Origin of the sequence: Paracoccus sp. S4493, from assembly GCF_000967735.1 — a bacterium.
In the GTDB taxonomy this organism is placed as follows: domain Bacteria; phylum Pseudomonadota; class Alphaproteobacteria; order Rhodobacterales; family Rhodobacteraceae; genus Paracoccus; species Paracoccus marcusii.
Window position 1 is genome coordinate 1 of record NZ_JXYF01000036.1, and the last position, 26,455, is coordinate 26,455.

The 26,455-nt window shown below is 69.5% G+C and carries 25 protein-coding genes; 5 read left to right on the top strand and 20 right to left on the bottom strand.

Going from position 1 to position 26,455, the window contains the following annotated elements:
* Positions 1-651: ABC transporter ATP-binding protein (locus TW83_RS07130; protein ID WP_045982086.1), on the top strand; the 651-nt coding region annotated here is incomplete at its 5' end.
* Positions 652-741: 90 nt separating this feature from the next.
* Positions 742-1,992: a DUF2254 domain-containing protein gene (locus TW83_RS07135; RefSeq protein ID WP_045982087.1), complete on the top strand. Its 1,251-nt coding sequence runs from the start codon at positions 742-744 to the stop codon at positions 1,990-1,992.
* On the opposite strand, the gene tdh is transcribed toward TW83_RS07135, so the two are convergent.
* From tdh to TW83_RS07155, 4 genes are all read right to left on the bottom strand, one after another.
* Positions 1,989-3,020: an L-threonine 3-dehydrogenase gene (gene tdh, locus TW83_RS07140; RefSeq protein WP_045982088.1), complete on the bottom strand. Its 1,032-nt coding sequence runs from the start codon at positions 3,018-3,020 to the stop codon at positions 1,989-1,991. The two genes, TW83_RS07135 and tdh, sit on opposite strands and share 4 nt — an antisense overlap.
* Positions 3,017-4,210 (bottom strand): glycine C-acetyltransferase, encoded by a 1,194-nt coding sequence (locus TW83_RS07145; RefSeq protein WP_045982089.1) that lies wholly within the window; start codon positions 4,208-4,210, stop codon positions 3,017-3,019. The genes tdh and TW83_RS07145 overlap by 4 nt, the downstream gene beginning before the upstream one ends.
* 83 nt (positions 4,211-4,293) lie before the next feature.
* Positions 4,294-4,854 (bottom strand): XRE family transcriptional regulator, encoded by a 561-nt coding sequence (locus tag TW83_RS07150; RefSeq protein WP_045982090.1) that lies wholly within the window; start codon positions 4,852-4,854, stop codon positions 4,294-4,296.
* A 15-nt stretch (positions 4,855-4,869) separates the two neighbouring features.
* Positions 4,870-5,340, bottom strand: a complete 471-nt coding sequence (locus TW83_RS07155) for an Lrp/AsnC family transcriptional regulator (RefSeq protein WP_045982091.1) — start codon at positions 5,338-5,340, stop codon at positions 4,870-4,872.
* A gap of 104 nt (positions 5,341-5,444) precedes the next feature.
* Between TW83_RS07155 and TW83_RS07160 the strand changes: the two genes are divergently transcribed.
* The 3 genes from TW83_RS07160 to TW83_RS07170 all read left to right on the top strand — a co-directional run bounded on the left by TW83_RS07160 (position 5,445) and on the right by TW83_RS07170 (position 7,646).
* Complete coding sequence (locus TW83_RS07160; protein WP_045982092.1) at positions 5,445-6,908, top strand: aminotransferase class V-fold PLP-dependent enzyme; 1,464 nt, start codon at positions 5,445-5,447, stop codon at positions 6,906-6,908.
* Between the two features lie 62 nt (positions 6,909-6,970).
* On the top strand, positions 6,971-7,315 hold the full coding sequence (locus tag TW83_RS07165) for a hypothetical protein (RefSeq protein WP_045982093.1): 345 nt from the start codon (positions 6,971-6,973) through the stop codon (positions 7,313-7,315).
* Complete coding sequence (locus TW83_RS07170) at positions 7,308-7,646, top strand: hypothetical protein (protein WP_045982094.1); 339 nt, start codon at positions 7,308-7,310, stop codon at positions 7,644-7,646. The genes TW83_RS07165 and TW83_RS07170 overlap by 8 nt, the downstream gene beginning before the upstream one ends.
* On the opposite strand, the gene TW83_RS07175 is transcribed toward TW83_RS07170, so the two are convergent.
* From TW83_RS07175 to TW83_RS07255, 16 genes are all read right to left on the bottom strand, one after another.
* Entirely contained in the window at positions 7,643-8,107 is a 465-nt protein-coding gene (locus TW83_RS07175) for a hypothetical protein (RefSeq protein ID WP_045982095.1), read from the bottom strand. The genes TW83_RS07170 and TW83_RS07175 overlap by 4 nt on opposite strands.
* 65 nt (positions 8,108-8,172) lie before the next feature.
* Positions 8,173-9,684, bottom strand: a complete 1,512-nt coding sequence (locus tag TW83_RS07180; RefSeq protein ID WP_239441304.1) for a sorbosone dehydrogenase family protein — start codon at positions 9,682-9,684, stop codon at positions 8,173-8,175.
* A 13-nt stretch (positions 9,685-9,697) separates the two neighbouring features.
* Complete coding sequence (locus TW83_RS07185) at positions 9,698-10,138, bottom strand: DUF2231 domain-containing protein (protein ID WP_052714696.1); 441 nt, start codon at positions 10,136-10,138, stop codon at positions 9,698-9,700.
* 121 nt (positions 10,139-10,259) lie between these two features.
* Entirely contained in the window at positions 10,260-11,630 is a 1,371-nt protein-coding gene (locus TW83_RS07190) for a PepSY domain-containing protein (protein ID WP_045982096.1), read from the bottom strand.
* A gap of 57 nt (positions 11,631-11,687) precedes the next feature.
* Entirely contained in the window at positions 11,688-12,293 is a 606-nt protein-coding gene (locus TW83_RS07195; protein ID WP_045982097.1) for an SCO family protein, read from the bottom strand.
* A gap of 2 nt (positions 12,294-12,295) precedes the next feature.
* Positions 12,296-12,874 carry a copper chaperone PCu(A)C gene (locus TW83_RS07200; RefSeq protein ID WP_052714697.1) on the bottom strand — a complete coding sequence of 193 codons (579 nt, stop codon included), beginning with the start codon at positions 12,872-12,874 and terminating at the stop codon, positions 12,296-12,298.
* Positions 12,875-12,969: 95 nt separating this feature from the next.
* Positions 12,970-13,398: a DUF2946 family protein gene (locus TW83_RS07205; protein WP_052714699.1), complete on the bottom strand. Its 429-nt coding sequence runs from the start codon at positions 13,396-13,398 to the stop codon at positions 12,970-12,972.
* Between the two features lie 81 nt (positions 13,399-13,479).
* Complete coding sequence (locus TW83_RS07210; protein ID WP_045982098.1) at positions 13,480-14,172, bottom strand: response regulator; 693 nt, start codon at positions 14,170-14,172, stop codon at positions 13,480-13,482.
* Complete coding sequence (locus TW83_RS07215) at positions 14,169-16,823, bottom strand: sensor histidine kinase KdpD (RefSeq protein WP_045982099.1); 2,655 nt, start codon at positions 16,821-16,823, stop codon at positions 14,169-14,171. The genes TW83_RS07210 and TW83_RS07215 overlap by 4 nt, the downstream gene beginning before the upstream one ends.
* A 3-nt stretch (positions 16,824-16,826) precedes the next feature.
* Positions 16,827-17,417 carry a potassium-transporting ATPase subunit KdpC gene (kdpC, locus tag TW83_RS07220; protein WP_045982100.1) on the bottom strand — a complete coding sequence of 197 codons (591 nt, stop codon included), beginning with the start codon at positions 17,415-17,417 and terminating at the stop codon, positions 16,827-16,829.
* 10 nt (positions 17,418-17,427) lie between these two features.
* Positions 17,428-19,464 carry a potassium-transporting ATPase subunit KdpB gene (kdpB, locus tag TW83_RS07225; protein ID WP_045982101.1) on the bottom strand — a complete coding sequence of 679 codons (2,037 nt, stop codon included), beginning with the start codon at positions 19,462-19,464 and terminating at the stop codon, positions 17,428-17,430.
* 11 nt (positions 19,465-19,475) lie between these two features.
* Positions 19,476-21,176, bottom strand: coding sequence for a potassium-transporting ATPase subunit KdpA (kdpA, locus tag TW83_RS07230; protein ID WP_045982102.1), 1,701 nt, complete (start codon positions 21,174-21,176; stop codon positions 19,476-19,478).
* 290 nt (positions 21,177-21,466) lie between these two features.
* Positions 21,467-23,839, bottom strand: a complete 2,373-nt coding sequence (ligD, locus tag TW83_RS07240) for a DNA ligase D (protein ID WP_045982104.1) — start codon at positions 23,837-23,839, stop codon at positions 21,467-21,469.
* A 1-nt stretch (position 23,840) separates the two neighbouring features.
* Entirely contained in the window at positions 23,841-24,707 is an 867-nt protein-coding gene (locus tag TW83_RS07245) for a Ku protein (RefSeq protein ID WP_045982105.1), read from the bottom strand.
* Positions 24,708-24,994: 287 nt separating this feature from the next.
* Positions 24,995-25,558: a DUF2076 family protein gene (locus tag TW83_RS07250; RefSeq protein ID WP_045982106.1), complete on the bottom strand. Its 564-nt coding sequence runs from the start codon at positions 25,556-25,558 to the stop codon at positions 24,995-24,997.
* Positions 25,559-25,580: 22 nt separating this feature from the next.
* Complete coding sequence (locus tag TW83_RS07255; RefSeq protein ID WP_045982107.1) at positions 25,581-26,297, bottom strand: Bax inhibitor-1/YccA family protein; 717 nt, start codon at positions 26,295-26,297, stop codon at positions 25,581-25,583.
* Positions 26,298-26,455: the final 158 nt, after the last annotated feature.

The following is a 26,455-nucleotide window of genomic DNA, read 5'->3' on the forward strand; positions in this document are numbered from 1 at the left end:
GGCCCGAACGGCGCGGGCAAGACGACGCTGCTGCGCGCGGCCCTGGGCCTGTTGCCGGCGACGGGGCGGTCATCGCTGGCGGTGCTGGCCCCCGATGCACGGGCGCGCCAGGCGGCCTATCTGCCGCAGGGCCGCGATATCGCCTGGCCGATGCCGGTGGGGGAGGTCGTGGCCCTGGGCCGCATCGCCCATCCCGATGCCGCCGCACCGCGCGACCACCCTGCGGTCCACGACGCGCTGCAGGCCCTGGGCCTGACGGCCCTGCGTCATCGCGATGCGACCACCCTGTCGGGCGGCGAACAGGCCCGCGTGCTGATCGCCCGCGCGCTGGCGCAGGACACCCCCCTGCTGATCGCGGACGAGCCCATTGCCGGGCTGGACCCCGCCGCCGCCATCGGCGTCATGGACCTGTTCGCGGGACTTGCGCGGCAGGGGCGGGGGGTGGTCGCGTCGCTGCACGACCTGGGGCTGGCCGCGCGGCACTGCATGCGGCTGGTGGTGCTGGACGGGGGCCGCATCGTGGCCGACGGACCGCCCGCCGCCGTGCTGACCCCCGACCTGCTGGCGCGGGTCTTCGGCATCGCCGCGCATCTAGCCGATGGTCCGGACGGTCCGATTTTTCAGCCGCTTCGGGTCACCCCGCGCGCCTAGGCGCGAAAGCGGCCGCGGCATCTGGACCCCGCACCCCGTTCCGGGTCATGGTCCGCGGCAGGGTACAGGGTCAGTGGGCAAGGGGTGCGGATGTCGTCCAGGTTAAGGTGGTTCATCGTCAGGATCTCCCAGAAGATCTGGGTGGTCGCGGCGCTCTACACGGTGATGGGTATCGGCACGGCCTTCGTCGCGCCCCTGATCGGGCCCATGCTGCCCGACGGGCTGGGCGACAAGCTGGGCTCGGGCGCGGTCGAGGCGGTGCTGTCGGTCCTGGCCAGCTCGATGCTGTCGGTGGTCACCTTCTCGCTTGGGATCATGGTGTCGGCCTTCACGGCGGCATCCGGGTCGGTCACGCCGCGGGCGACGCAGCTGCTGAAATCGGACCGCACTACACAGCGCGTCCTGTCGACCTTTCTGGGGTCGTTCCTGTTCAGCCTGATCGGCATCATCGCGCTGAACGCGGGCTTTTATTCCGACAATGACCGGCTGGTGCTGTTCGTGGCCACAATCCTGGTCGTGGTCATCATCGTCATCGCGATCCTGCGCTGGATCGCGCACCTGACCGTCTTCGGCCTGATGGACGATTCCATCCGCAAGGTCGAGGAGGCCGCCCGCAGCGCGCTGGACCACCGGCTGGACACGCCCTTCCTGGGCGGTCACGAGGGGTCGGGCTCGCCGCCCGGCGCCCGTGCCGTCCATCACGACCAGATCGGCTATCTGGTCCATGTCGACATGCCGGCGCTGCAGGCGATGGCCGATGACGCGGGCGTGGACATCCATCTGGCGGCCCTGCCGGGCAGGTTCCTGCATCCCGGCCTGCCGGCCCTGTGGATCGCGCGCCAGACCGCGTCCGACCAGGAACCCGATGACGAGGCCCTGTGCAAGGCGCTGACCGTCGCGGAAAGCCGCACCTATGATCAGGACCCGCGGTTCGGCCTGACCGTCCTGACAGAGATCGCCGAACGCGCCCTGTCGCCCGCCGTCAACGACCCGGGGACGGCGATCGACATCCTGGGCCGGTCGGTCCGCCTGCTGTCCGCCTGCGCCGACGCGCGCGAGGTCGCGCTGGACTTTCCCCGGGTCTGGGTGCCCGCCCTGGCGGTCGAGGATCTGCTGGACGACGTCTTCCCGCCCATCGCGCGCGACGGTTCGGCCATCTTCGCGGTGCAGATGCGGTTGCAGAAATCGCTGCTGGCGCTGGCGCAGATCGCCCCGGACCGGTTCGCGGCCTCTGCCCGGCGCCACTCGGCCGAGGCGATGGCGCGATGCCGCGACCAGATGCTGCCGTCGGAACGCGAACGCCTGAACGCGGTCGTCGAGGCCATCCAGACGGTGGGCTAGACCTGGTCCCAGTCCAGGACGATCTTGCCGCTCTGGCCGGCCTTCATGGTGCGGAAGCCCTGTTCGAATTCGGCCATCGGCAGGTCGTGGGTGATGACGGCGCTGACGTCCAGGCCGTTTTCCAGCATGGCCAGCATCTTGTACCAGGTCTCGAAGATCTCGCGGCCATAGATGCCCTTGATGACCAGCGACTTGAACACGATGCGGTTCCAGTCGACCAGCGTGGGCGCGGCGGGAATGCCCAGCATGGCGATGCGCCCGCCCATCACCATCGCGCCGACCATCTGGTCGAAGGCCGCGGCATTTCCCGACATTTCCAAGCCCACGTCGAACCCCTGGCGCATGCCAAGGCGGGCGCAGACCGACGGCAGGTCCTCGGAGGCGACGTTGACCGGGACCACGTCGGCCACCCGCGCCGCCAGGTCCAGCCGCGTCTGGTTCACGTCGGTGATGACCACGTGACGCGCGCCGACATGGCGCGCGACCGCGGCGGCCATGATGCCGATGGGCCCCGCGCCGGTGACCAGCACGTCCTCTCCGATCAGCGGAAAGCTGAGCGCGGTGTGCACGGCATTGCCAAGCGGGTCCAGGATCGCGCCGATCCGGTCGGACACGCCGTCAGGCAGCGGCACCACGTTGAAGGCGGGCAGCGCCAGGTATTCGGCAAAGGCGCCGGGGACATTGACGCCGATGCCGCGGGTCTCGGGGTCCAGGTGGAACTGGCCCGACCGGCTTTGGCGGCTGGTATGGCCGATCAGGTGGCCCTCTCCGGAACAGCGCTGGCCCAGGGTCAGGCCGGTGACGTCGCGGCCCAGTTCGACGATCTCTCCGGCGAATTCGTGGCCGATGATCATGGGCGCGGGGACGGTGCGGGCGGCCCATTCGTCCCAGTTCCAGATATGCACGTCCGTCCCGCAGATGCCGGTCTTGCGCACCCGGATCAGGACGTCCGACGGGCCGATCTGGGGCACGGGCCGGTCCTGCAGGGCCAGCCCCTCTCCGGGGCCTGTCTTGACCAGCGCCTTCATCGGATCGCCCCGGTTTCGCGACCCGCATCGACAAAGGCCTGCAGCGCGGTGTCCAGGTCGGCCATGTCGATGGCGGCGTTCATCTGGGTGCGGATACGGGCCTGACCGCGCGGCACGACCGGAAAGAAGAACCCCGCCACATAGACGCCGCGCCGTTCCAGCGCGGCTGCCATGGCCTGCGCCAAGGGGGCCTCGGACAGCATGACGGGCACGATGGGGTGCTGGCCGGGCAGCAGCGCGAACCCCGCGTCGGTCAGGCCCTTGCGCCAATGCGCGGTCTTGCGCGCAAGATCCGCGCGCAGGTCGTCGGCACCCTCGACCAGATCGATCGCGGCAAGCCCCGCGGCGACGATCGACGGCGGCAGCGCGTTCGAGAACAGATAGGGTCGCGCCCGCTGGCGCAGCAGGTCGATCACCGGCTGTGGCCCGGCGATATAGCCGCCAAGCGCGCCGCCAAGCGCCTTGCCAAGCGTCCCGGTCAGCAGGTCGACCCGCGCGCCCAGGTGCTGCGGCGTGCCCGCGCCCTTCGGCCCCATGATGCCCACCGCGTGACAGTCGTCGACCATCACCAGCGCGCCATAGCGGTCGGCCAGATCGCGGATCGCGGGCAGGGGCGCGAGGTGGCCGTCCATCGAGAACACGCCGTCCGTGGCGATCATGATGAAACGCGCACCGCCGTCCCGCGCCTCGCGCAGGCGGGATTCCAGCTGGTCCATGTCGCCGTTCGCATAGCGATAGCGACGCGCCTTGCACAGACGGATGCCGTCGATGATCGACGCATGGTTCAGCGCGTCCGAGATGACCGCGTCCTCGGGGCCCAGCAGCGGTTCGAACAGCGCGCCGTTGGCGTCGAAACAGGACGCGAACAGGATCGCGTCGTCATGGCCCAGCCACCCGGCCAGGCGCTGTTCCAGCTGGCGGTGCAGGTCCTGCGTCCCGCAGATGAACCGCACGGATGCCATGCCAAAGCCGTGGCTGTCCATTGCCGCGACCGCCGCCGCGCGCAGGGCGGGATGGTTGGCCAGCCCCAGATAGTTGTTGGCGCACAGGTTGATCGTGGGCGCCCCCGCCACCGCGACGCGGCTGCCCTGGGGCCCGGTGATCAGGCGTTCGCGCTTGGTCAACCCTTCCTGGCCGATCTGGTCCAACTGCTGGCTGACGCTGTCCAGAAACGCGCTTGTATCCGTCATGTGGTCAGTACCTCCGTTTTAACGGAGGCTAGGGCCTTTGCCTCCGCCGGGCAAGATAAAAGAAATCCGTCCGTGATGACGGATCAACTGTCCCGCACGATCATCAGCACGCGGGCGGCGGCATCGCCCGCCGTGACGCTGTGCGGGCGGTCGGCGGCATAGTTCGCGGCGTCGTTCTGCGCCAGGGCCGCCCGTTCGTCGCCCGAGGTGATGGTGACCGCGCCCTCCAGCACCACAACATCCTCGCGGCAGCCGGTGCGATGGGGCGCGGACTCCAGCGCGGCGCCGGGGCCAAGGCGGATCTCGTAGATCTCGTGCTCTCCGACGGTTTGCGGCGCGCTGAGGATGCGGATCACTACGTCGCGCCCCCGGTCGGCGATGACCGGCGCGGCGGCGGCCTGCACCACGCGGATGTCGCTTTCGGCCCGCGCCTCCCACAGGCCGGCGAAATCGACCTGCAGGGCCTGCGTCAGGTTCCACAGGGTCGCGACGGTCGGGCTGGATTCGGCGCGTTCGATCTGGCTGACCATCGACCGGCTGACGCCCGACAGCCGCGCCACCGCGTCCAGGCTGAGGCCCTTGGCGCGGCGCGCCTCCTTGAGGCGGGCGGCAAGGCGCTGGACGATGTCGGTGTTCTGGTTCATGGGGCCTTCGGTCCGTCAGGCAAGCGCGATGGGTCGCTGTTCCTCGATCGCCTCCATCGCGAAATGCGACGTGACGGTGTGCAGTTCGATGCCCGAGATCAGGCGTTGATAGAACAGGTCATAGCGTCCCATGTCCTGCGTCACCACCTTGAGCATATAGTCGTATTCGCCGCCGATGCGGAAAAAGTCGATCACCTCGGGAATGGCCGACACATGCTTGCGGAACATCGCCAGCCAGTCGGCGGAATGGTGGCGGGTCTTGATCATCACGAACACGACCAGCCCCATGCCCAGCCTGTCGCGGTCCAGCGTCACGGTCCGGTTGCGGATCACGCCCGCCTTGTCCAGCGCCTGCATCCGCCGCCAGCAGGCGTTCTGCGACAGCCCGACCCGCTCCGCCACCACGCGCTGCGAGATCGCGCTGTCGCGTTGCAGCTCCTCAAGGATGCGCCTGTCGATGCGGTCCACGCCGTTCCCCCGGTTCATGGGTCATATGACCCAATATCGCCTTCAGAATGCAAGAAACAAGGAATGAAATCGCGCTGCCGCGGGAATAGTTGTTGCGAAACGCAGGCTGGATCGGGGTTTTAATGGCACAGTTGGACGAGTTTCGGGCGACATTGACGGCCGGCGACGCCGTCGCGGGCCTGCGGGCGGGGCTGATCGGCGATGACGTGGTGATCGACGGGCCGTTCGGTCCGGTGCCGATGATCTATGCCGATTACGTGGCCTCGGGCCGCGCGCTGCGCCAGGTCGAGGAGTTCGTGTTGACCCGCGTGCTGCCCTATTACGCCAACACCCACACGCAGGCGTCCTTTGTCGGCGCCTACTGTTCGGGGCTGAGGGAGGCGGCGCGGGCCTGCGTGGCGGGGATGGTCGGCGCGGGGCCGGGATACAGCACGATCTTTGCCGGGTCGGGGTCGACCGCAGGCCTGAACCGGCTGGTGGGGCTTCTGGACATCGCGGGCATCACGGCGCGCAGCGGCCGGGCCGTGGTGGTCATCGGCCCCTATGAGCATCATTCCAACATCCTGCCCTGGCGCGAAAGCGGTGCCGTGGTCATCGAGATCCCCGAGGCTGCGACCGGCGGGCCCGACCTGCCCGCGCTGGACGCGGTGCTGGCGGATCAGGCAGGGGCCGATCTGCTGGTGGGCAGCTTTTCGGCGGCCTCGAACGTGACCGGGATCCTGACCGACACGGATGCGGTGACCCGCATCCTGCGCGCGCATGGCGCGGTGGCGATCTGGGATTATGGCGCTGCCGCGCCCTATGTCCCGATGTCGATGCAGGCGGGAACGGATGCGGCCAAGGACGCCATCGTGTTCTCTCCGCACAAGTTTCCGGGCGGGCCGGGGGCATCGGGGGTGCTGGTCGTCTGCGACGCGATCGCGCGCCGGGCGACGCCGACGCTGCCGGGCGGCGGCACGGTCAGCTTCGTGTCGCCCTGGGGGCATGCCTATGCGTCCTCGCTGTCGGCGCGCGAGGAGGGGGGCACGCCCAATGTCATCGGCGACATCCGCGTGGCTTTGGCCATGATCGCGAAGGAGGCCCTGGGTCAGGATGTCATCACCACCCGCGGGCGCGTCCTGCGGGACCGGGCGCTGGCCGCATGGCGGGGCAACCCGGCCATCCAGGTGATGGCCCCCGATGCGCCGGCCGAAAGCCTGCCGATCCTGTCCTTCCGCATTCGCGACGGGCGGGGCGGGCTGGTCCATCACCAGCTGTTCACGCGCATGCTGTCCGACATCCATGGGGTGCAGGCCCGCGGCGGCTGCGCCTGCGCGGGCAGCTATGCCCACCGGCTGCTGGGGATCGACCGGGTGCAGTCGGACGCCCTGTTCGCCCGCATCGCGCAAGGAGCGGACACCGAAAAGCCGGGCTGGGTGCGGCTGAACTTCTCGGTGCTGCTGGACGATGCCAAGGCCGACCGGATCATCGATGCGGTCGATGACCTCGCGCGGAACGCCGCGCGGTGGGCCGGGCTGTATCAGGTCGACCCCGCAACCTCGCGGTTCACCCTGCGGCCCGACGCGGCACTGGCCCGCATCGCATAGGCGGGGTGCAACCAGGCCGCATCTGTGTTTCGATGGCGATGCATCGCAACCGAAGGTCCGCCATGATCCCGCCCGACATCGTCAGACCCCTGTGCCTTGGCATCGCGGGCATCGTCCTGTGGGGTGGCTTTGCCGCGGTCCAGGGGGTGGCGGAACCTTGGGATGCCGGCGTCTACTGGACGCTGGCCTATCCGGCGCTGCTGCTGGCATCGGGGCTTGCGGGAGCGTGGCTTGTGCGTCGTGCGTGGCTGGCCGGGCTGATGCTGACGATGGCGCAGTTGCCCGCGATGCTGCTGTGGTCGCGGGGCGACGGGATGGTCCCCTTCGCGGTGGCCCTGCTGGCAGCACTGGCCGTGCCGGCCATGCTGGCGGCGGGGCTGGGCGGCAGGATGGCGCGTCATGGCTGATCGCGGTTCGGTCCTGCAGACGCCGGACGGGCGTTACATCGTCGTGCGGGGACGGTTGTGGCGGGCATCCGATCCGTGCCTGGACCCGGACACGCGCGCCCGTCATGTCGCGGCCCTGATGGATGCGCGGCGGGCGGTCAAGGCGGCCAAGGCATCGGGTGATGCGACGGCACTGGCCGAGGCACGCCGCGCCGTGGATGCGGCCAAGGTTCTGCTCGGCGAACGCGGCCCGGTCTGGTGGACGGATGGGGCCCCCGATCTGGGACGACACATGGTCCAGAACACCCCCTATGCCGCCTGGTTCAAGGGTCTGGGCGACAAGACGCCCTAGTCGTCCGGCCCGAAACCGTCCGGGACCCGGCGACCGGGGACATAGGTCAGGCCGGCATCCTCGATCAGGTCCTGGGCCATGGAGTCGGCATTCAGCGGTGCATTCTGGACATGTTGCCAGATCGCGCGGACGGCGGGCAGCATCTGCGGTTCGGACAGGGCACGGGCGGTGTGCATCCAGATCGCCAGCCCGTCGCTGCTGTCATATTCGCGTGCCTTGCGCAGGGCCGCGATCCGCGTGACGGCGCCCGCCACGAACCGTTTGCGCGCGTCGGGGGGCCAGTCTGAGAGGCTGTTCAGATCCTGGCCGTCGGCCAGATGGAAGGCCTGCCAGAACCATGCGGCGGCGGCCTGGCTCTCGACGAAATGCGGCTTGGCGTCTGCCAGCCTGTCGGCCAAAGCCTGCGCCTCGTCGATGAGGGCGGTCTTGGCCTTGTCGGCCTTCCAGCTGCTGAACGACATGGCGCCCCCTTTTCAACATGACGATGCCGCCATGATCGCATGGCGGCATCGGATCGCAAGGATGATCAGTTCGCAGGTTCCGCCTGCGCAGGCGCAGGAGCGGGGGTGGCCGGCGCGGGCGTCTCGGGCGCTGCCTCCGGTTCGGCGGGCGTCGGCGCCGGCGTTTCGGCCGGCGTTTCGATCCGGTCCGTGTCGATCGGTTCGGGGATCACCGTGCCATCGGCCGCGGCCACGCGCCAGACCGTGTTGCCGGCATCATCCGCGACCAGCAGCGCGCCGGTCCCGTCGATGCCCAGGCCCACGGGGCGCCCATGCACCTTGCCGTCGACCAGGAAACCGGTCACGACATCCTGCATCATCCCGTCCGGGCGGCCGTCGGCGAAGGGGACATAGGACACCTTGTAGCCGTTGAACTCGTCCCGGTTCCAGCTGCCGCGCTGACCGACGAAGGCACCGTTCGCGAAGGCGTCGGGCATCGCTGCGCCATTGGTGAAGACCAGACCCAGGGCCGCCACGTGGCTGGACAGCGCATAATCGGGCGCGATCGCCGTCTCGACCAGATCGGGCCGCGCCGGGCGCACGCGGGCGTCCACGTGGTCGCCGTAATAGCTGTAGGGCCAGCCATAGAACGCGTCTTCCTGGACCGAGGTCATGTAGTCGGGCACCAGGTTAGGCCCCAGTTCGTCACGTTCGTTGATGACCGCCCACAGCGCGCCGCTGTCGGGGTTGAAGGTCAGGCCGTTCGGGTTGCGCAGCCCCGACGCATAGATCTTGGACGCCCCCGTCTCGCGGTCGATCTGCCAGATGGCGGCGCGGCCCTTTTCGGCCTCCATCCCGTTTTCGGCCGCGTTCGAGTTCGAGCCGACAGACGCGTACAGCATCGTCCCGTCCGGGCTGAGCGCCAGATCCTTGGTCCAGTGATGGTTCAGCGGACCGCCCGGTAGCGGCGTGACCGTCGTAGGTTCGGCATCGATCACCGTGTCGCCCAGGGCATAGGGATAGGAGATCACCGCATCGGCGGCGGCGACATACAGCGTGTCGTCGATCCAGGCCAGGCCGAAGGGCGAATGCAGCCCCGTCAGCAGGTCGTGGCGTTCGTCCACCGTGCCGTCGCGGTCGGTGTCGCGCAGCAGCGTGATCAGGTTGCTTTCCGCCGGGGGGGCGTCACCGCCGCCCGCCGCAAAGGCCATGATCCAGCCGCGGACGAAATCCTTGGGGCGGTATTTGGGCTTACCCTCCGGCGCACGCGACTGGACAACCAGCACGTCGCCGTTGGGCAGCGTATGGACGGTGCGCGGATTGACCAGGTCGGTGGCATAGGCGCTGATCGTCAGCCCCTCGGGAACGGCCGGGGTCTGGCCGTCGGCCCAGCCCACGACCTCGGCCACGTTCACGCTCGGCAACGGATTGACGAATTTCGGTTCCGGCAGGACCGGATCGGGACCGATCTGGCTGGTGATGTCGAACCCTTCGGATTCCTGCGCGGCGGCGGCCATCGGCATGGCAAGGCCAAGCGTCAGGACGGCGGAACCGGACAGCATCAGCCTGCGACGCAGGGTGGAGGTATGAATGGTCATGATGGCGTCCTTTTCAGGCGGTGCGCAGGGACAGGGGGGCGGTGGCGCGACGGTTCAGCACCGCCGCCAGCAGCATCAGCACGCAGGTCACGACGGACAGCGTGATGCCCCAGGGCATGATGGCGGTCCAGCCGTCGCCCGCATGCAGCAGGCTGTTGAAGAAGGCGGCCAGCATCACCAGCACATACATCCCGACCGCGCCCCAAGACGGGCCGGGGCGGCGCGTCAGCAGGCCGATCAGCCACAGTACGCAGCCGACCCCGGCCACGATCAGGCCGAAGAACAGCAGCCAGGACGAAAAATCCTTCCACATCAGGACGGTGGTCTGCAGATAGGCGTAATCGGTCACCACCGGCAGGGCCAACAGGCCCGCGGACATATGGGTCAGGACGGACAGTCCCGGAACGGGGCACCGCGCGCCGATGGGGTGCGGGGAATAAGCGGTTGCGGCCATGGGATCGCTTTCGTGAAATGCATTATGATCAATAGAACCGCCAAATGCCCGCGATGTTCCGCCCTGATGCAGCATGATCGTGACGGGACCGCGCCGAGACCGGGCGCGGCCCCGCGCAGGGTCAGGCGGCGGCGCGTGACGCCGTGCCGCGCAGGCGTCGGATCGCGGTGTCCAGCGCCAGCATCACCAGCAGCGATGCGCCGGTCAGCGGGAACAGGATGCCACCCACTGCCAGGATGCCCAGAAGGCCGCGGAACACCCGGCGGTCGGCGGGCATCGGTGGCACGCCCATCGACCGCGACGGGCGACGCTTCCACCAAATCACCCTGCCGGACGCCGCCAGCAGGACGATGCCCCCGCAGACCGCCAGCAGCAGGATCTGGTTCGCCAGGCCGAACTGCTGGCCCATATGGGTGTTGATGCCGAATTCCAGCCAGCGTCCCATGGGGCCGTAATCGGCATAGCTCATGTCGACCAGGGATCGGCCGCTGTACTGGTCCAGATGGACCACACGCTGCTGGGCAAGGTCATCGGGATAGGCCGACCCGCTGTAAACCCCGGTGGGCGATGACGGCAGCGCCACCGAAAAGCCCCTATGCAGGCCAAGCCGTTCGAACGCCGCCACGGCGGCGTTCAGCCCGATGGGTACGGCACCCTGGGCCGGGGGCGGGGTTTCGGGAACGCGCGCCTGTTCCAGCGACCAGGACGTCTGTGCCGTGTCGGTCAGCCGCTGGTCCGACATCGGCACGTCGACGCGCACGCCCGACGGATAGCCGAAGTTGTGCCCGTTGGCCCATTCGTTGACCTTGCCGCCCCAGACCTGCGACCAGGGCATGCCGGTCACCGCCAGGAACACGATGAAGCCGCCGACCACGATGCCGGTCACCGCATGGGTGTCGCGCCAGAAGACACGCCTGCGCCGGTCGCCCCGGACCGACAGGACGCCCCCCGCCTGGCCGCGCGGCCACCACAGATAGATGCCGGTGGCGACCAGCAGGATCGTCCAGCCGCCCACGATCTCGATCACGCCGCGGGCGACGGTCCCGAAATAGCGCAGGCTGTGCAGATAGCGCACCGTCCACATGACCGTGCTGCGGTCGGGGCGCGCGCCCAGGACGTAACCCTCGTAGGGGTTGACATAGACCGCCATGCGGCGCCCGTCGTCGGTGGCGACCGTCACCTCGGCCGAGGCGGCGGCCGTTGGGGGGTCGGTGTACTTGACCGCGCGGCCGGGCACCGCGGTCACGGCCGAGGCGACGATCGCCTCGGGGCTCAGCGTGCCGGTCTGCGCGACCTCGACCCGCTTGATGTCGGCATGGATGATGGCGTCGATCTCGTCGCGGAACAGATAGGCCGCGCCGGTGACGGCCAGCGTGATCAGGAACGGCAGGACGAACAGTCCCGCATAGAAATGCCAGCGCCAGACGGCGCGGTACAGATCGGACGTGGCCGCGCGCGGGCGGGGCGAGGCGTCCAGGGTCGCATCGGACATGGGTTTCCCTGTCGGTTCTGTGGGGATGCGGCGGCGCGGACCCGCGCCGCCCAGGGATCAGCTGGCCAGCAGGCGCCGGATGGTGCCCATCGCGCGGTCGTGGGCTTCCTGATAGGACACGAGGCCGAAGAAATCGCCGCCATCGTCGAACAGCAGCACTTGGGTCGAGTGGTTGACGGTATAGTCGCCCCCCTCCAGCGGCACCCGCTGCGCAAAGGCGCGAAAGGCGGCGACGGCCTTGTCGATCTCGGCCCGCTCTCCGGTGATGCCGGTGACGCCGGGCACCCAGGACACGTATTCGCCCAGGACCTCGCGCGTGTCGCGTTCGGGGTCCACGGTGATGAACAGCGTGCGCAGCGTCTGGCCGTCCCGGGCCAGCTCGTCCTGCCAGGCGGTGACCTCGCCCAGGGTGGTGGGACACACGTCGGGGCAATGGGTGAAGCCGAAGAAGACGGCGGTCGGCTGACCCTGCAGATCGGCCTGGGTGAACGGCTGGCCATCCGCGGTGACAAGGGTGTAATCACCCTTGCCCAACTGTTGCATGGCGACCTGGTGGTCGGTCGGCGCAGGCCGCAGGACCGTGGCCCACAGCAGCGCGGCGCCGGCCACAACGACCGCGGTCCAAGCCAGCACCCGCACCATGCGAAGCGCCTGTCGGGTCATGGTCAATGCCCCGCGTGCGGATCGGCGCTCTGCGGGGCATCACCCGCCGCGCGTGCGTTGAACGCCTGGATCGACAGCGGCACGGTGATGTCTCCGGCACCCTCGAAGGTCAGGGTGACGTCGACGCTGTCGCCCTGCACCAGGGGGGCCGCCAGCTGCAGGAACATCAGGTGATAGCCGCCGGGCTGCAGCGCCACGGTCTGGCCCGCCGGGATCGGCAGGCCGTCCTCTACCGGGCCCATCGTCATGATGTCGCCCGCCATGGTCATCTGATGGATCTCCATCCGTCCGGCGATGTCCGATGTGGCGGCGACCAGGCGGTCGTCCGCGGCGCCGTCATTGGCGATCGTCAGAAAGCCGCCCGCGACGGGGGCATTGGGCAGGGTGGCGCGGGCATAGGGCGCGGTGACGGTCAGCTCGCCGACCTGCCACGCCGCATCCGGGTCGGGCAGGGACAGGGGCGCCGCATGGGCGGCGGTATGACCCGCATGGTCCGCACCGTCGCCGGTGCCGTGCGCCCATGCGGCAGGGGCCAGCAGGGTCGCGACCGCAAGCGCGGCCAGAAAGGGAAAGGTCGTCATGGCATGTCTCATCTGTGAACGGTCGTGTTCGCGGCGGCCACAATGCGGCGGCCGGACGGTCGCGGTGCCGGGCGGGCCCGGTCGTCGCGTCGGTCTCAGACGAGGGAGGGTGGTCCGCGGGCGGCGGGGGTCAGAACCTCGGCCCGGCGAAGATGGAGGGGGATGTCGGTCCCGAAATCGGCGTCCAGTTCGCGGAACCGCGGCGGCGCCATGTCGACGGCGGGGGAGGCCAGCACCGATTGCCCGTGCAGCGCCCAGTCACAGGGCGGGGTGCCGGGATGGCCGCCGCGACCCGGCTGGTCGTCGGGATGGACCTGCCCGTCGGGGGTCATGATCGCGTCGACCATGCCGGTGCCGGTGCACAGAACGATCCGCACGCCGCCCGCAGGGGCAGCCTCGATCATCGTGCCCTGGCTGATCGTGGCCAGCATCAGGAACGGCACCAGCAACAGCCAGCGCAGCGCGCGCCCCGGCGTCAGCCGGGCCCGCTGCGGTCTGTCGGTCTGGGAATCGCGACGGATCAACGCTCTCTCTTGGAATGCGCGGCATCGATAGCGCAGCCCGAAACCAAAGGGAAGATGCGCCAAGGCCGCAGGCCCGACGCGTCACGACGCCGATGCAAAGCGATAGCCCACCCCGGATTCGGTGAAGATGTAGGATGGGTTGCCCGCATCGTCGCCGATCTTGGCACGCAGCTGCCGGATGAAGACGCGCAGATAGTGGCTGTCCTCCAGATGGGCCTTTCCCCAGACATGTTCCAGCGCCATGCCCTGCGTCACCAGCCGCCCGGCATTCGACGCCAACAGCCACAGCAGGTCGAACTCCTTGCGGGTCAGGTGAATCTCGGTGCCGCCCTTGAGGACCGTCCGGGCGGCGGCGTCGATGGTCAGGTCGGCCACCTGCAGCGCCGCCCCCTGCGGAGCCGCACCCGACCGGTCGCGCAGAAGGCCGCGCAGTCGGGCCAGCAGTTCCCCGATGCCGAAGGGCTTGGTCACGTAGTCCTGCGCGCCGGCGTCCAGCAGGGCGACCTTGTCGGCCTCGGACGCGCGGACCGACAGGACCAGGACCGGGACCTGGCTCCATTCGCGCAGCCGGGCCAGGACCGCGCGCCCGTCCATGTCGGGCAGGCCCAGGTCCAGGATCACCGCCTCGGGGGTGGTCAGGGCGCAGGCCTCGATGCCGTCGCGGCCGGTGGCGGCCTCGGTCACATGATGGCCCTGCGCCTCCAGCGCGACCCGCAGAAAGCGGCGGATCGGGGCCTCGTCGTCGATGATCAGGATGCGGGCGGGCAGGGTCATGCGGGCGTGTCCAGCGGCAGGGTCAGGGTGATGCGGGTGCCGCGCCCGTCCGCGCGGGCGGGGTGGGCGGCGATGGTGCCGCCATGGGCTTCGACGATGCCGCGCGCGATGGCAAGACCCAGGCCCGTGCCCGCGCGCTGACCGTCGCCCTCGGCCACGCGATAGAACATGTCGAAGACCCGGCCGCGCGCGTCGGCCGGGATGCCGGGGCCGTCGTCGCCGACCGACAGTTCGGCCCGTGCCCCGTCGACACGTGCGGTCACGTCGATGCGGCTGCCCTCGGGGGCGTATTTCGCGGCGTTGTCCAGAAGGTTCATCACCACTTGCTCGATCAGCAGCGGATCAACCAGCACCTGCGGCAGATCGTCGGGGACCGCGACCTCGACCCGGTGATCGCGCAGCGCGCCGCGCAGGCGATGCCGCGCGCTGCCCGCGATTTCGCGCAGGTCGGCGGGCACGCGCTTGGGCACCAGCGCGCCGTGGCCAAGCCGCGTCATGTCCAGAAGGTTCTGGATGTAGCGGTCCAGCCGCTCGCCCTCGTCGCGGATGGTGGCGGCCATGCTGGCGCGTGCGGGGGCGGCCAGGTCCAGCGCCGGATCGGCCAGCGACGATGCCGCGCCGATGATCGACACCAAAGGCGTGCGCAGGTCATGGCTGACCGAGGACAGCAGGGCCGCGCGCAGGCGTTCGGCCTCGGACGTGACCAGCGCCTGTTCCAGGTCTGCCTGCAGCGCGATGCGTTCCAGCGCGATGCCGGTCTGATCGGTCATCGCGTCCAGCAGGCGGCGGTCCATCGGCGCCAGACTGCGCCCGTCGGGATAGGCGATGCCCAGGACAGCCAGCCGCCGCCCCTCGGTGCCGACGGGCAGGAACAGCCAGTCGCTGGCGGGCAGGGTGCCCGAGCCGCGCCCGGCCTCCTCGCCGCGGGTCCAGGCGTAATCGGCGGCGGATGCGTCGCGCAGGGCCAGCGTGTCGCGGGGCGGTTCGGCCACCTCGATCACCGGGCGGCCCAGGGGGCCGGGGCGCATCACCACGGTGTCGCATCCCAGGGCCGCGCCGACATGGATCGCGGCGGCGCGCAGGACCTCGACCGCGGATCCGGCGCCGGCGACCTGGCGCGCGAAATCGTACAGCAGGTTCGTCCGCATCGCGATGTCGCGCTGTGCCAAAGCCCGGTCGCGCAGCCGCGCGGCCAGGTTGCCGGTCAGCCCCGAGGCGATCAGGAACAGCAGCAGCGTCATGATCTGGTCCTGGCGGATCACCAGGAAGGTGTTGCGCGGGTCGGTGAAGAAGAAGTTGTAGGTCAGGAAGCTGAGGCAGGACGCATAAAGCGACGGCCACAGGCCCTGGCGCACCGCGACCACGATCACCCCGGTCATGAAGATCAGCGACAGCGAGGTGACGGGAAAGATCCGGTCGGCCGACAGGGCCAGCAGGCTGGCTGCGATCACCGTCAGCGTGGCCTTGGCATAGGCGCGCGGGTCGCGGTCCACGGACCAGTGGCGCACCGCCGGCGGGGTGGGTGTCCGTTGCGGATCCGAGACGACCGTCACCTCGAAATCGCGGCCGGCCTCGGTCACGGCACGGGCGACGTTCTGGCGGCCGATGCGCCGCCACCAGGGACGGGGCCGGGGGCGGCCCAGCAGGATGCGGCTGACGTTGCGGCGGCGGGCATAGTCCAGGATCTCGTCGGCGACGGGGCCCGCGGCGGACAGGGTCGCCACCTCGCCGCCAAGGCGTTCGGCCAGGCGCAGGGCCTGGGCCAGCGCGTCCCGGTCGGGATCGGACCGGGCCGAGGTCACGGTGACCGCCACCCATTCGACCCGCGCGCGGTCGGCCATGCGTTTCGCGGTCCGCACCAGCGTGCGTGCGACCGGGCTTTCGGTCAGCGCGACCAGGATGCGTTCCTGCGCGGGCCACGGCCCGCCGATGGCATTGGCGCGCATGTGCTCGCGCAGCTGCGCGTCCACGCGGTCGGCGGCGGCGCGCATGGCCAGTTCGCGCAGTGCCGTCAGGTTGCCCTTGGAAAAGAAGTTCTGCACCGCCCGCGCGATCTGGTCCTGGACATAGACCTTGCCCGCGCGCAGCCGCTCGATCAGCTCCTCTGTGGGCAGGTCGATCAGCTCGACCTCGTCGGCGCGGGCCAGGACGGCGTCGGGCACCGTCTCGCGCACGCGCACGCCCGAAATCCGCGCGACCCGGTCGTTCAGCGTCTCAAGGTGTTGCACGTTCAGCGTGGTCAGCACGTCGATGCCCGCGGCCAGCACCTCCTCGACGTCCTGCCAGCGCTTGTCATGACGCGATCCCGGGATGTTGGAATGGGCCAGTTCGTCGATCAGGGCCAGCTGGGGGCGACGCTCCAGCAGCGCGTCCAGGTCCATCTCGTGCAGGATGCGCTCGCGATAGAACTGCGCCCGCTTGGGCAGCAGCTCCAGGCCCGCCAGCAGCGCCTCGGTCTCGGCGCGGCCATGGGTCTCGACGACGGCGGCGACCACGTCCACGCCTTCGGCCGCGCGTCGCCGCGCGGCCTCCAGCATGGCATAGGTCTTGCCGACCCCCGGTGCCGCGCCCAGAAAGATCTTCAGCCGCCCGCGCCCCTCGCGTTCGGCCTGGGCCAGAAGGGCATCGGGTTCGGGACGCAGTTCGGTCATGGATCAGCCTTCGCTTTGGGTCCCAGTGGGGGCCTGCGGAAAGGCCGCGTCAAGGGCCAGATTGACGGCCAGCACGTTCACGCGCGGCTCTCCGAAGAGGCCCAGCCAGCGCGGCTCGATCTGGGTCTCGATCAGGGCCGCGACCTCGGCGGCGGGCACGCCCCGCGCGGCGGCGATGCGCGCGGCCTGGGCCTGCGCGTTCTGGGGCGAGACATGCGGGTCCAGACCGCTGCCCGAGGCGGTGACGGCATCCACCGGCACGCTGGCAGCCCCGGTCGAGGCGACATAGTCCACCGCCCGCGCCGTCTGATCGGCGATCAGCGCCGCGCTTTTCGGGCCGAGGTTCGAGGCCCCCGCCGCCGCCGCATTGTAGTCCACCGCCGAGGGGCGCGGCTGCAGGTATCCCGGCGCGGCAAAGGCCTGCCCCACCAGCGCCGAGCCGATGACCTGCCCGTCGCGGACGATCAGGCTGGCATTGGCCTGGTGCGGCATCAGCGTCTGGCCCAGCCCGGTCAGGGCCAGCGGATAGGCCACCCCCGTCAGCACGGTCATCAGGCCCAAAGTCGCCAAAGCGGGTCGGATATGGTCGATCATGGCTGTCTCCTTACGCCAGGCCCAGGGCGGTCACGGCCATGTCGATGACCTTGATGCCCAGGAAGGGAACGATCAGGCCGCCCAGGCCATAGATCGTCAGGTTGCGCCGCAGCAGGGCCGCCGCGCTGGAGGGCGCATACCTTACCCCGCGCAGCGCCAGCGGGATCAGCGCCAGGATCACCAGCGCGTTGAAGATCACCGCCGACAGGATCGCGCTCTGCGCGCTTTCCAAGCCCATCACGTTCAGGACGGCGAGGCCCGGATAGGCGGCGATGAACAGCGCGGGCAGGATGGCAAAGTATTTCGCCACGTCGTTGGCGATGCTGAAGGTGGTCAGCGCGCCGCGGCTGATCAGCAGCTGCTTGCCCACCAGCACGACCTCGATCAGCTTGGTCGGGTCGCTGTCCAGGTCGATCAGGTTCGCGGCCTCCTTGGCGGCCGAGGTGCCGGAATTCATCGCCACGCCCACATCGGCCTGGGCCAGCGCGGGCGCGTCGTTCGATCCGTCGCCGCACATGGCGACCAGCTGGCCCTTGGCCTGTTCGGCGCGGATCAGTTCCAGCTTGTTCTCGGGCGTGGCCTCGGCCAGGAAATCGTCCACGCCCGCCTCGGCCGCGATGGCGGCGGCGGTCAGGGGGTTATCGCCGGTGATCATCACCGTGCGGATGCCCATGGCGCGCAATTCCCCGAACCGTTCGCGTACGCCGGGCTTGATGATGTCCTTCAGATGCACCGCACCCATGATGCGCGCACCCTGCGACACCAGCAGCGGCGTGCCGCCCGACCGCGCGATCTGGTCGACCGACGCGGCCAGCGCGGCATCCATCGCCGCCCCGGTATGGCGCAGGATCGCATCGACCGACCCCTTGCGCAGCTGTGTGCCGTCGGTCAGGTCGGCGCCCGACAGGCGGGTCTGGGCCGAGAACGCGATGGCCTCGGCCGTGTCGGCCAGGGGCGCGTCGGCGCCGGGCTGGCGGCGGGCCAGATCGACCAGGGACTTGCCCTCGGGGGTGTCGTCGGCGCGGCTGGCGGCCAGGGCGGCGCGGGCCAGATCGGCCGGCGGCACGCCCTGCGCCGGGATCAGCGCGTCGGCCATGCGGTTGCCGAAGGTGATCGTGCCGGTCTTGTCCAGCAGCAGCACGTCCACGTTGCCCGCGGCCTCGACCGCGCGGCCGGATTTTGCGACGACGTTGGCCCGGGCCAGACGGTCCATGCCCGCGATGCCGATGGCCGACAGAAGCCCGCCGATGGTCGTGGGGATCAGTGTCACGAACAGCGCGGCCAGAAACACCACCGGGATCGAGATGCCGGAATAGCGCGCGAAGGGCTCCAGCGTGGCCACCACGAACAGGAAGATCAGGGTCAGACCGGCAAGCAGGATGTTCAGCGCGATCTCGTTCGGGGTGCGCCCACGCTCGGCCCCCTCGACCAGCGCGATCATGCGGTCGAGGAAGCTGCGCCCCGGTTCCGCGGTGACGCGCAGCACCAGCCAGTCCGACACGATGCGCGTGCCGCCCGTGACCGAACTGAAATCGCCGCCGGATTCGCGGATCACCGGGGCGCTTTCGCCGGTGATCGCGCTTTCGTCGACCGATGCCACGCCGCGCACCACCTCGGCATCGGCCGGAATGATGTCGCCCGCGACGACCAGCAGGATCTGGCCCTGCTTCAGGCTGGCCGACGGGACCATCGTGGCGACGTCATGTGCGCTGTCGGGGGCGGGCAGCACGCGCATCGTGTCGGACTTGGTGGCGCGCAGGCTGTCGGCGCGGGCGCGGCCGCGCCCCTCGGCCAGAGCCTCGGCAAAGTTGGCGATCAGCACGGCCGCCCACAGCCAGAACGCGATCTGGACCGCGACGCCGCCGCCGGACACGCCCAGGGCAAGGTCGCGCTGGCCCAGCACGCTGACCATCAGCGCCGCCACGGCGGTGGCGAAGATGACCGGGTTCTTGAGCAGCAGGCGCGGGGCCAGCTTGGCCAGCGCCTGTCGCGCCGCCGCGGGGGCCAGCGCCCCCATCGACGGCACGGGAAGCGAATGTTTCGACATGGATGAACGCCTCAGAAGGTTTGCCCGCCCAGCATGGACACATGCTCGGCGATGGGGCCCAGGACCAGGGCCGGAAAGAAGGTCAGCGCGCCCAGGATCAGCACGGTGATGACCAGCAGCAGGACGAACAGCGGGCCGTGGGTGGGGAACGTCCCCGCCGTGGCCGGGACCGGCGACTTCAGGGCCAGCGATCCGGCGACCGCCAGCATCGGCACGATGATCGCATAGCGTCCCAGGATCATCGCGATGCCCTGCAGGGTGGTGTGGAACGGCGCCGCCGCCCCGAAGCCGCCAAAGGCCGAGCCGTTGTTGCCGGTGGCCGAGCTGTAGGCATAAAGGACCTCGGACAGGCCGTGCGGCCCGGCGTCCTGCACCGCGGCGAGGCCCGCGGGGATGACCACGGACAGCGCGCCGAAGACCAGGATGCCCAACGGCATCGACAGGAAGGCCAGGACCGACAGCGTGACCTCGCGCCCCTCGATCTTCTTGCCCAGGTATTCGGGGGTGCGCCCGACCATCAGCCCGGCCAGGAACACCGCCAGCACGACATAGAGCAGCATGCCGTAAAGGCCCGACCCCACGCCGCCGAAGATCACCTCTCCGACCTGCATGTTCAGCATCATCACAAGGCCGGACAGGGGCATGAAGCTGTCATGCATCGCGTTGACCGACCCGTTCGACGCGGCGGTCGTGGCCTCGGCCCACAGCACCGACAGGGTGGCGCCAAAGCGGACCTCCTTGCCCTCCATGTTGGGGCCGGTGATGCCGGTGGCCTGGGCCAAAACGGGGTTGCCCGCCTGTTCGGGGGCGTTCATCAGCAGAAGGCCCGCCACGAACAGCACGCCCATCGCGGCGAAGATCGCCCAGCCCTGCCGCCGGTCGCCCACCATGCGCCCGAACAGGAAGCAGAAGGCGACCGAGATCAGCAGCAGATACACCGACTGGATCATGTTCGACAGGATCGTCGGGTTTTCCAGCGGATGGGCCGAATTGACGCCAAAGAAGCCGCCCCCGTTGGTGCCCAGCTGCTTGATGGCGATCTGGGCCGCGGCGGGGCCTTGGGCGATGACTTGGCCTGCGCCCTCCAGCGTGGTCGCGCGGACATAGGCCGACAGCGATTGCGGCACGCCCTGCCAGATCAGCACCACGGCCGCCAGGATCGACAGCGGCAGCAGGATATAAAGGACCGCCCGCGTCGCATCGACCCAGAAATTGCCCAAGCGGCCGTCGCCCTTGGCGGCAAAGCCGCGCACGATCGCCACCGCGACCGCCATGCCCGTGGCAGCCGAGACGAAGTTCTGCACCGTCAGCCCGACCATCTGGGACAGGTAGGACAGCTGGACCTCTCCGGAATAGGCCTGCCAGTTGGTGTTGGTGACAAAGCTGATTGCGGTGTTGAAGGCCAGGTCCGGCGCCATCGGGCCGATGCCCTGGGGGTTCCACGGCAGCATGCCCTGCAGCCGCAGGATCGCATAGAGAAGCAGGAACCCCGCCAGGTTGAAGACCAGCACGGCCATGGCATAGCCCGACCAGGTCTGGCCGCGCCCGGCGGTGACGCCCGCGGCCGACAGGAAGGCCCATTCGACCGGGGCGATCAGCGGGCTGGACCAGACGCGCCGACCGGTAAAGACGCGGTGCATGTGACCGGCCAGCAGCCAGGCGAGGCCGACCGTGACGGCGCCGTAGAGCGCGAAGACAAGAAAGGGGGACATGGACGCGCCCCCATCAGAACCGGTCGGGACGCATCAGCGCCACGACCAGATAGGCGAACAGGCCCGCCGCGACGGCAAGGCCAAGAACCAGGTCGACCATCGGCGCCCCGTCACGAACGAGCCAGCGCGCGTGTTCCGGCCATCATGGCCAGAAACCCGCCTGCGCCAAGCAGAAGATAGATGATGTCAGACATGAACATCCCCTTGATAAGTGATGTCCGATCATCGCGCAGGCGCGCGTCAGGATGCCATGCGTGATCCCGGCCGGTGGCGTAAAGGCCGCGTAACGATCAGGCCGTCAGCGCCGCGTCCAGCGCCGCGATCACGGCCGCCGACAGGGTCTGGGCGGGCGGCGGGTCGGTGTCGGCCCAGCCCCGCTCCAGCGCCTGCGCGGTCGAGAACGCCCCAGCCTTGCGGATGCGCCCCAGTTCGTCCCAGCTGACCGGGCAGGCCACCGGCGCGCCGGGGCGGGCGCGCACGGAGAAGGGCGCGATGGCCGTCGCGCCGCGTTCGTTCCTCAGCCAGTCGACGAAGATGCGGCCCTTGCGCTTTGCCTTGGACATCTCGGCGGTGAAGCGGTCGGGATGGGCCTTTGCCGTCAGCATCGCCACGCCGCGGCTGAACAGCTTGACCGTGTCCCAGCCCGCGGTGCGGCGCAGCGGCACGATCACATGGACGCCCTTGCCCCCCGACAGCATCGCCCAGGACCGAAGGCCAAGCCTCGACAGCCGGTCGCGCAGCTCCAGCGCGGCGCGGCGGGTCGCGGCAAAGCCCAGGCCCTCGTCGGGGTCCAGGTCAAAGACCATGCGGTCGGGCCGGTCCAGCCGGTCGCGACGGGCGCCCCAGATGTGGAATTCGACCGTCCCCATCTGCACCGCGCCCAGGATGCCGTCGACGTCGGTGACAAAGGCATAGGGGCTAGTCGCGCCGTCCTTGTCGGCGATCTGCTGGATCTTCAGCGCGGCGGGAAAGCCCTTGCCGGGGTGCTTCTGAAAGAACCGCTCGCCGGCCATGCCGTCGGGCAGGCGCAGCAGGGACAGGGGCCGCCCGGCCAGTTCGGGCAGCATCAGCGGTGCGGCCGCGCGATAATACTCGGCCAGCCCCGCCTTGGTCAGGCGCGGCTTGTCAAAGATCACGCGGTCGCCGCTGCTGATCGCGACGGTCGGGGCGGGCGTTCGCATGGGCGGACCCTCATCGTGCAGGCCCAGATACACCGCATGGCGCAGGCGACCCTGGGCGGTGGTTTCGGCGTAATCGATCCGGGCGGTCAGGTCCGGGTCGATCCAGGTCATGCCCGCGACCTCCCGGCGGGGGGCCTTGACGGGGGCGTCCCTGCGCACCAGCGGTGCCATGCGCCGGGCAAGGTCGGCCATCGTGTCCTGGTCGAACCCGGTTCCGACCTTGCCCATATAGGCCAGTCCCCCGTCCCGGTCGCAGGCCAGCGCCAACGAGGCGAAGGGCCTGCCGCGGCTGGTGCTTGCCTGCCAGCCGACGATGCGGAACGTGCCCTGCCTGCGGCACTTGATCTTCAGCCAGTCGCGGCTGCGCCCGCCGCGATAGGGGGCATCGGTCCGCTTGGCGATCACCCCCTCGCCGCAATTGCCGCAGATCAGCGCCAGCGCCTCGTCCGCCGGGCCGTGGATGACGGGCGACAGCGCCACCGTGCCCATCGGCGGCAGGGGGCGCAGCAGGCCCTCCAGCGCGGCGCGGCGTTCGGTCAGGGGCTGGTCCGTCAGGTCGCGCCCGTCCAGCTGCAGCAGATCGAAGGCCACGTATCCGAACGGCCCGCCCGCCGCGATCGCGTCCTGCAGCGTCCCGAAGCCCTGCATGCCGGCGCCGGCCACGATCTCTCCGTCGATCAGGGCCGAGGCACAGGGGATGTCGCGCAGGGCGGGGATCAGGTCGGCGAAACGGTCGGTCCAGTCATGGCCCGCCCGCGTGAAGACACGCGGGCCGCCTGCGCCAAGCGCCACCTGCGCGCGATAGCCGTCCAGCTTCAGCTCGTGCCAATGCGTGGCGTGATCGGCCAGATCGTCCGTCAGCGTCGCCAGCTGCACGGGCCGGTGGCCCGGACGGCTGCCGGAATGGTCGGGCAGGCAGGCGGCCTTGTCCGCGCGGATCGCCGAAAAGCTGCGCCCCGACGCCACGCTGGTGCGATAGCGCGCCACCGGGTCGCGCTGGCCGGCGGCCTCGTCGTCGATCTTGACCAGCAGCCAGTTGTCGCGCTTGTCCCGGCGCGCCATGCGGATCAGGTTCCAATCGCCGGTCATCCGCCGACCGTGCAGCCGGAACTTCAGGTGCCCCTTGGCCAGCCCGCGCCCCGCGGGTTCCAGCGGTTGCCACCAGCCCAGATCCCACAGCATCACGGTGCCCGCGCCGTAATGGCCCTTCGGGATCGTGCCCTCGAAGGTCAGATAGGACAGGGGGTGATCCTCGGTCCGCACGGCCAGCCGTTTGTCGGCCGGGTCCAGCGACGGCCCCCGCGTCACCGCCCAGGACAGCAGCACCCCCTTCCATTCCAGCCGCAGGTCCCAGTGCAGCCGCGTGGCGTCGTGGTTCTGCATCGAATAGCGCAGCCCAAGCGCCGAAGGGGTGCCGTCCGCCTGCGGTTCGGGCGTCGCTCCGAAATCGCGCTTGTCCAGATAGACGCCCAGATCGGCCATGTCAGGCGGATTTCGACTTGGGCTTGGCACGCGGCTTGGAGGCGGGCTTTGCGGCGGGCTTGGCCTTGGCCTTGCCGCCGTCCTTCTTCAGGCTCTCCTTCAGCGCGGACATCAGGTCCACGACGTTGCCACCCGACGGGCGGTCGTCATCCTCGGCCGCCTTGGCGCGGGGGGTCTTGCGGTTCTTGCGCTTCGTCTCGATCAGCGCGCGCAGCGCCTGGTCGTAATGGTCGCGGAACGCATCGGCATCGAACGCCGAGGACTTGCGCCGGATCAGCTGGGTCGCGACCTCCAGCAGGTCGGCGTCGCTGGCGGCGTCCTCGATCGCGGCGAACAGCGGCTCCGCCTCGCGGATCTCGTCCTCATAGCGCAGCGTTTCCAGCAGCAGCCCGTCGCCGCAGGGTCGGATCGCGCACAGGTATTCGCGGCCGCGCATGGTCAACTGGCCCAGGGCGGTCTTCTTCTCGGCCCGCAGGGCGTCGCGGACCACGCGATAGGCGTCCTCGGCCAGATCGTCGGTCGGCACCACGTAATAGGGCTTGTTGTAGTACAGGGGCGGGATCTCGGACTGGTCGACGAACTGTACCAGTTCCAGCGTCTTCTTGGTGTCCAGCTTGATCGCGTCGATCTCGTCGGGTTCCAGCAGCAGATAGTTGCCGTCGCCTGTCTCGTATCCCTTCAGGATATCGTCGCTCTTGACCGGCCCGATGCCGGCCACGGTCTTCTCATAGCGCACCGGCTTGCCGGAGGGGCCGTGGATCTGGCGGAAGGACACGCGCGCCCCGGTCTTGGTTGCGGCATGCAGCTCGACCGGGATGGCCACCAAGGACAGGCGCAGCTGCCCCTTCCAGACCGCACGTGACGCCATGACATCCTCCTGCTTTCTGGGGAAACGCCGAAACGGACCGATAAGTTCAGTCGTATCATGGAAGGACGTCGGCACGCATTGCCCGGCTGTCACTGCTGCCAGCGATCACGGCATTGCAGGTCGCAGTGTCACCAGCACCGATGCCGCTGGCTTCGGATTGCAGGGCGAAGACGATCGTGCTGATGGCGTCGTGGTGCATCAACGACAGCGCGCAACGCCAATGCGGCAACGGTGCATTGCCATGCCATCTGCCGAAAGGCGCCCGGGGGTTCCGGGCGCCGTGGTGATCATTCCTCGAACCCGCCGTCGTCAAAGCCCGGGTCGTCGAAGCCGGCGTCCTCCTCCATCGCGGGCTCCTGCTCCATCTCCGAGGCGTCGGCAGGGCCTGCGAACATGCCGCCGATGGCATTGCCCAGCAGCACGCCGCCGGCGACACCCATCGCGGTCTGCGCCGCGCCGGCCATGAAGCCGCCACCCGACGGGCGACCGCTGCTCCACGGACCCGACCCCTGCGGCTGCTGGCCATAGGCGGGCTGGCCGTAGGGCTGGGGCGCGGGGCGATGGGTCATCGGGCGGGGCTGGGGTTGGCTGCCGCCGAACAGCTTGCCGAACAGCCCGCCCGAGGCCGGCGCCGGCTGCGCCTGCATCTGCTGCATCTGCTGTTCGGCCGCGGCCAGCGCCTGTTCCTGCATGATCACGGTCTGGGCTAGGTAATAGGCGGCACCGGGGTTGCGGGCCATCAGGTCGGCGATCAGGGCCTCGGCCTGGGGGTCGCGATGGGGCTGGGCCTGGGCGGCCTGGCCCAGCTTGCCGAACAGCCCCTCGATGGCGTGGCGGTCGTTCTGGTCCATGGATGCGGTCCTTGTCTGGGGCCTATTCCTCGCGCTGGCCGGTCAGGCTCAGCAGCAGCTGGAACAGGTTGATGAAGTTCAGGTACAGTGACAACGCGCCCATGACCGCCAGTTTCTGGTGCGTCTCGGCATCGTGATGTTCGCTGTAGGCCAGCTTGATCGACTGCGTGTCCCAGGCCGTCAGGCCGACGAAGACCAGGATGCCGATGATCGAGATCGCGAACTGCAGCGCGGACGAGCCCAGGAAGATGTTGATGATGCTGGCGATGATGACGCCGATCAGGCCCATGATCAGGAAGCTGCCGAACTTCGACAGGTCGCGCTTGGTCGTGTAGCCATAGAGGCTCATGCCCGCGAACATGGCGGCGGCGCCGAAGAAGGCGCGCGCGATCGACGTGCCCGTGAAGACCAGGAAGATCGAGGCCAGCGACAGGCCCATCACCGCGCAAAAGGCCCAGAACAGCGTCTGCGCCGTGGCGGCCGACACGGTCTCGATCCGGAAGGACAGGAACATCACGAAGGCCAGCGGCGCCAGCATTACCACCCACCGCAGGGGCGAGCTGAAGATCGGCACGTAGATCGCCGGGACCGAGGCCACCGCGACCGCGACCAGCCCGGTCACCAGCAGGCCCAGGCCCATGTAATTGTAGATGCGCAGCATGTGCGCGCGCAGGCCGTCGTCCAGGACGGCGGCGGGGGCGAAACCGGCGCTGCGGCCGGTCTGGCGGATGGGTTGCATGAAAACCTCCGGTTGGTTGATGTCAGTAGAGCGTGTCCGACAGCGCGACCGATGTCGCGAGCAGCGGGTCGGCATGGTCGTCGCCCGCGACCAGCACATGCGCGATCTCTCCGATCTGAAACCAGGCGATGCCGTGGTCGGGCGTCTGGTGCAGGCGG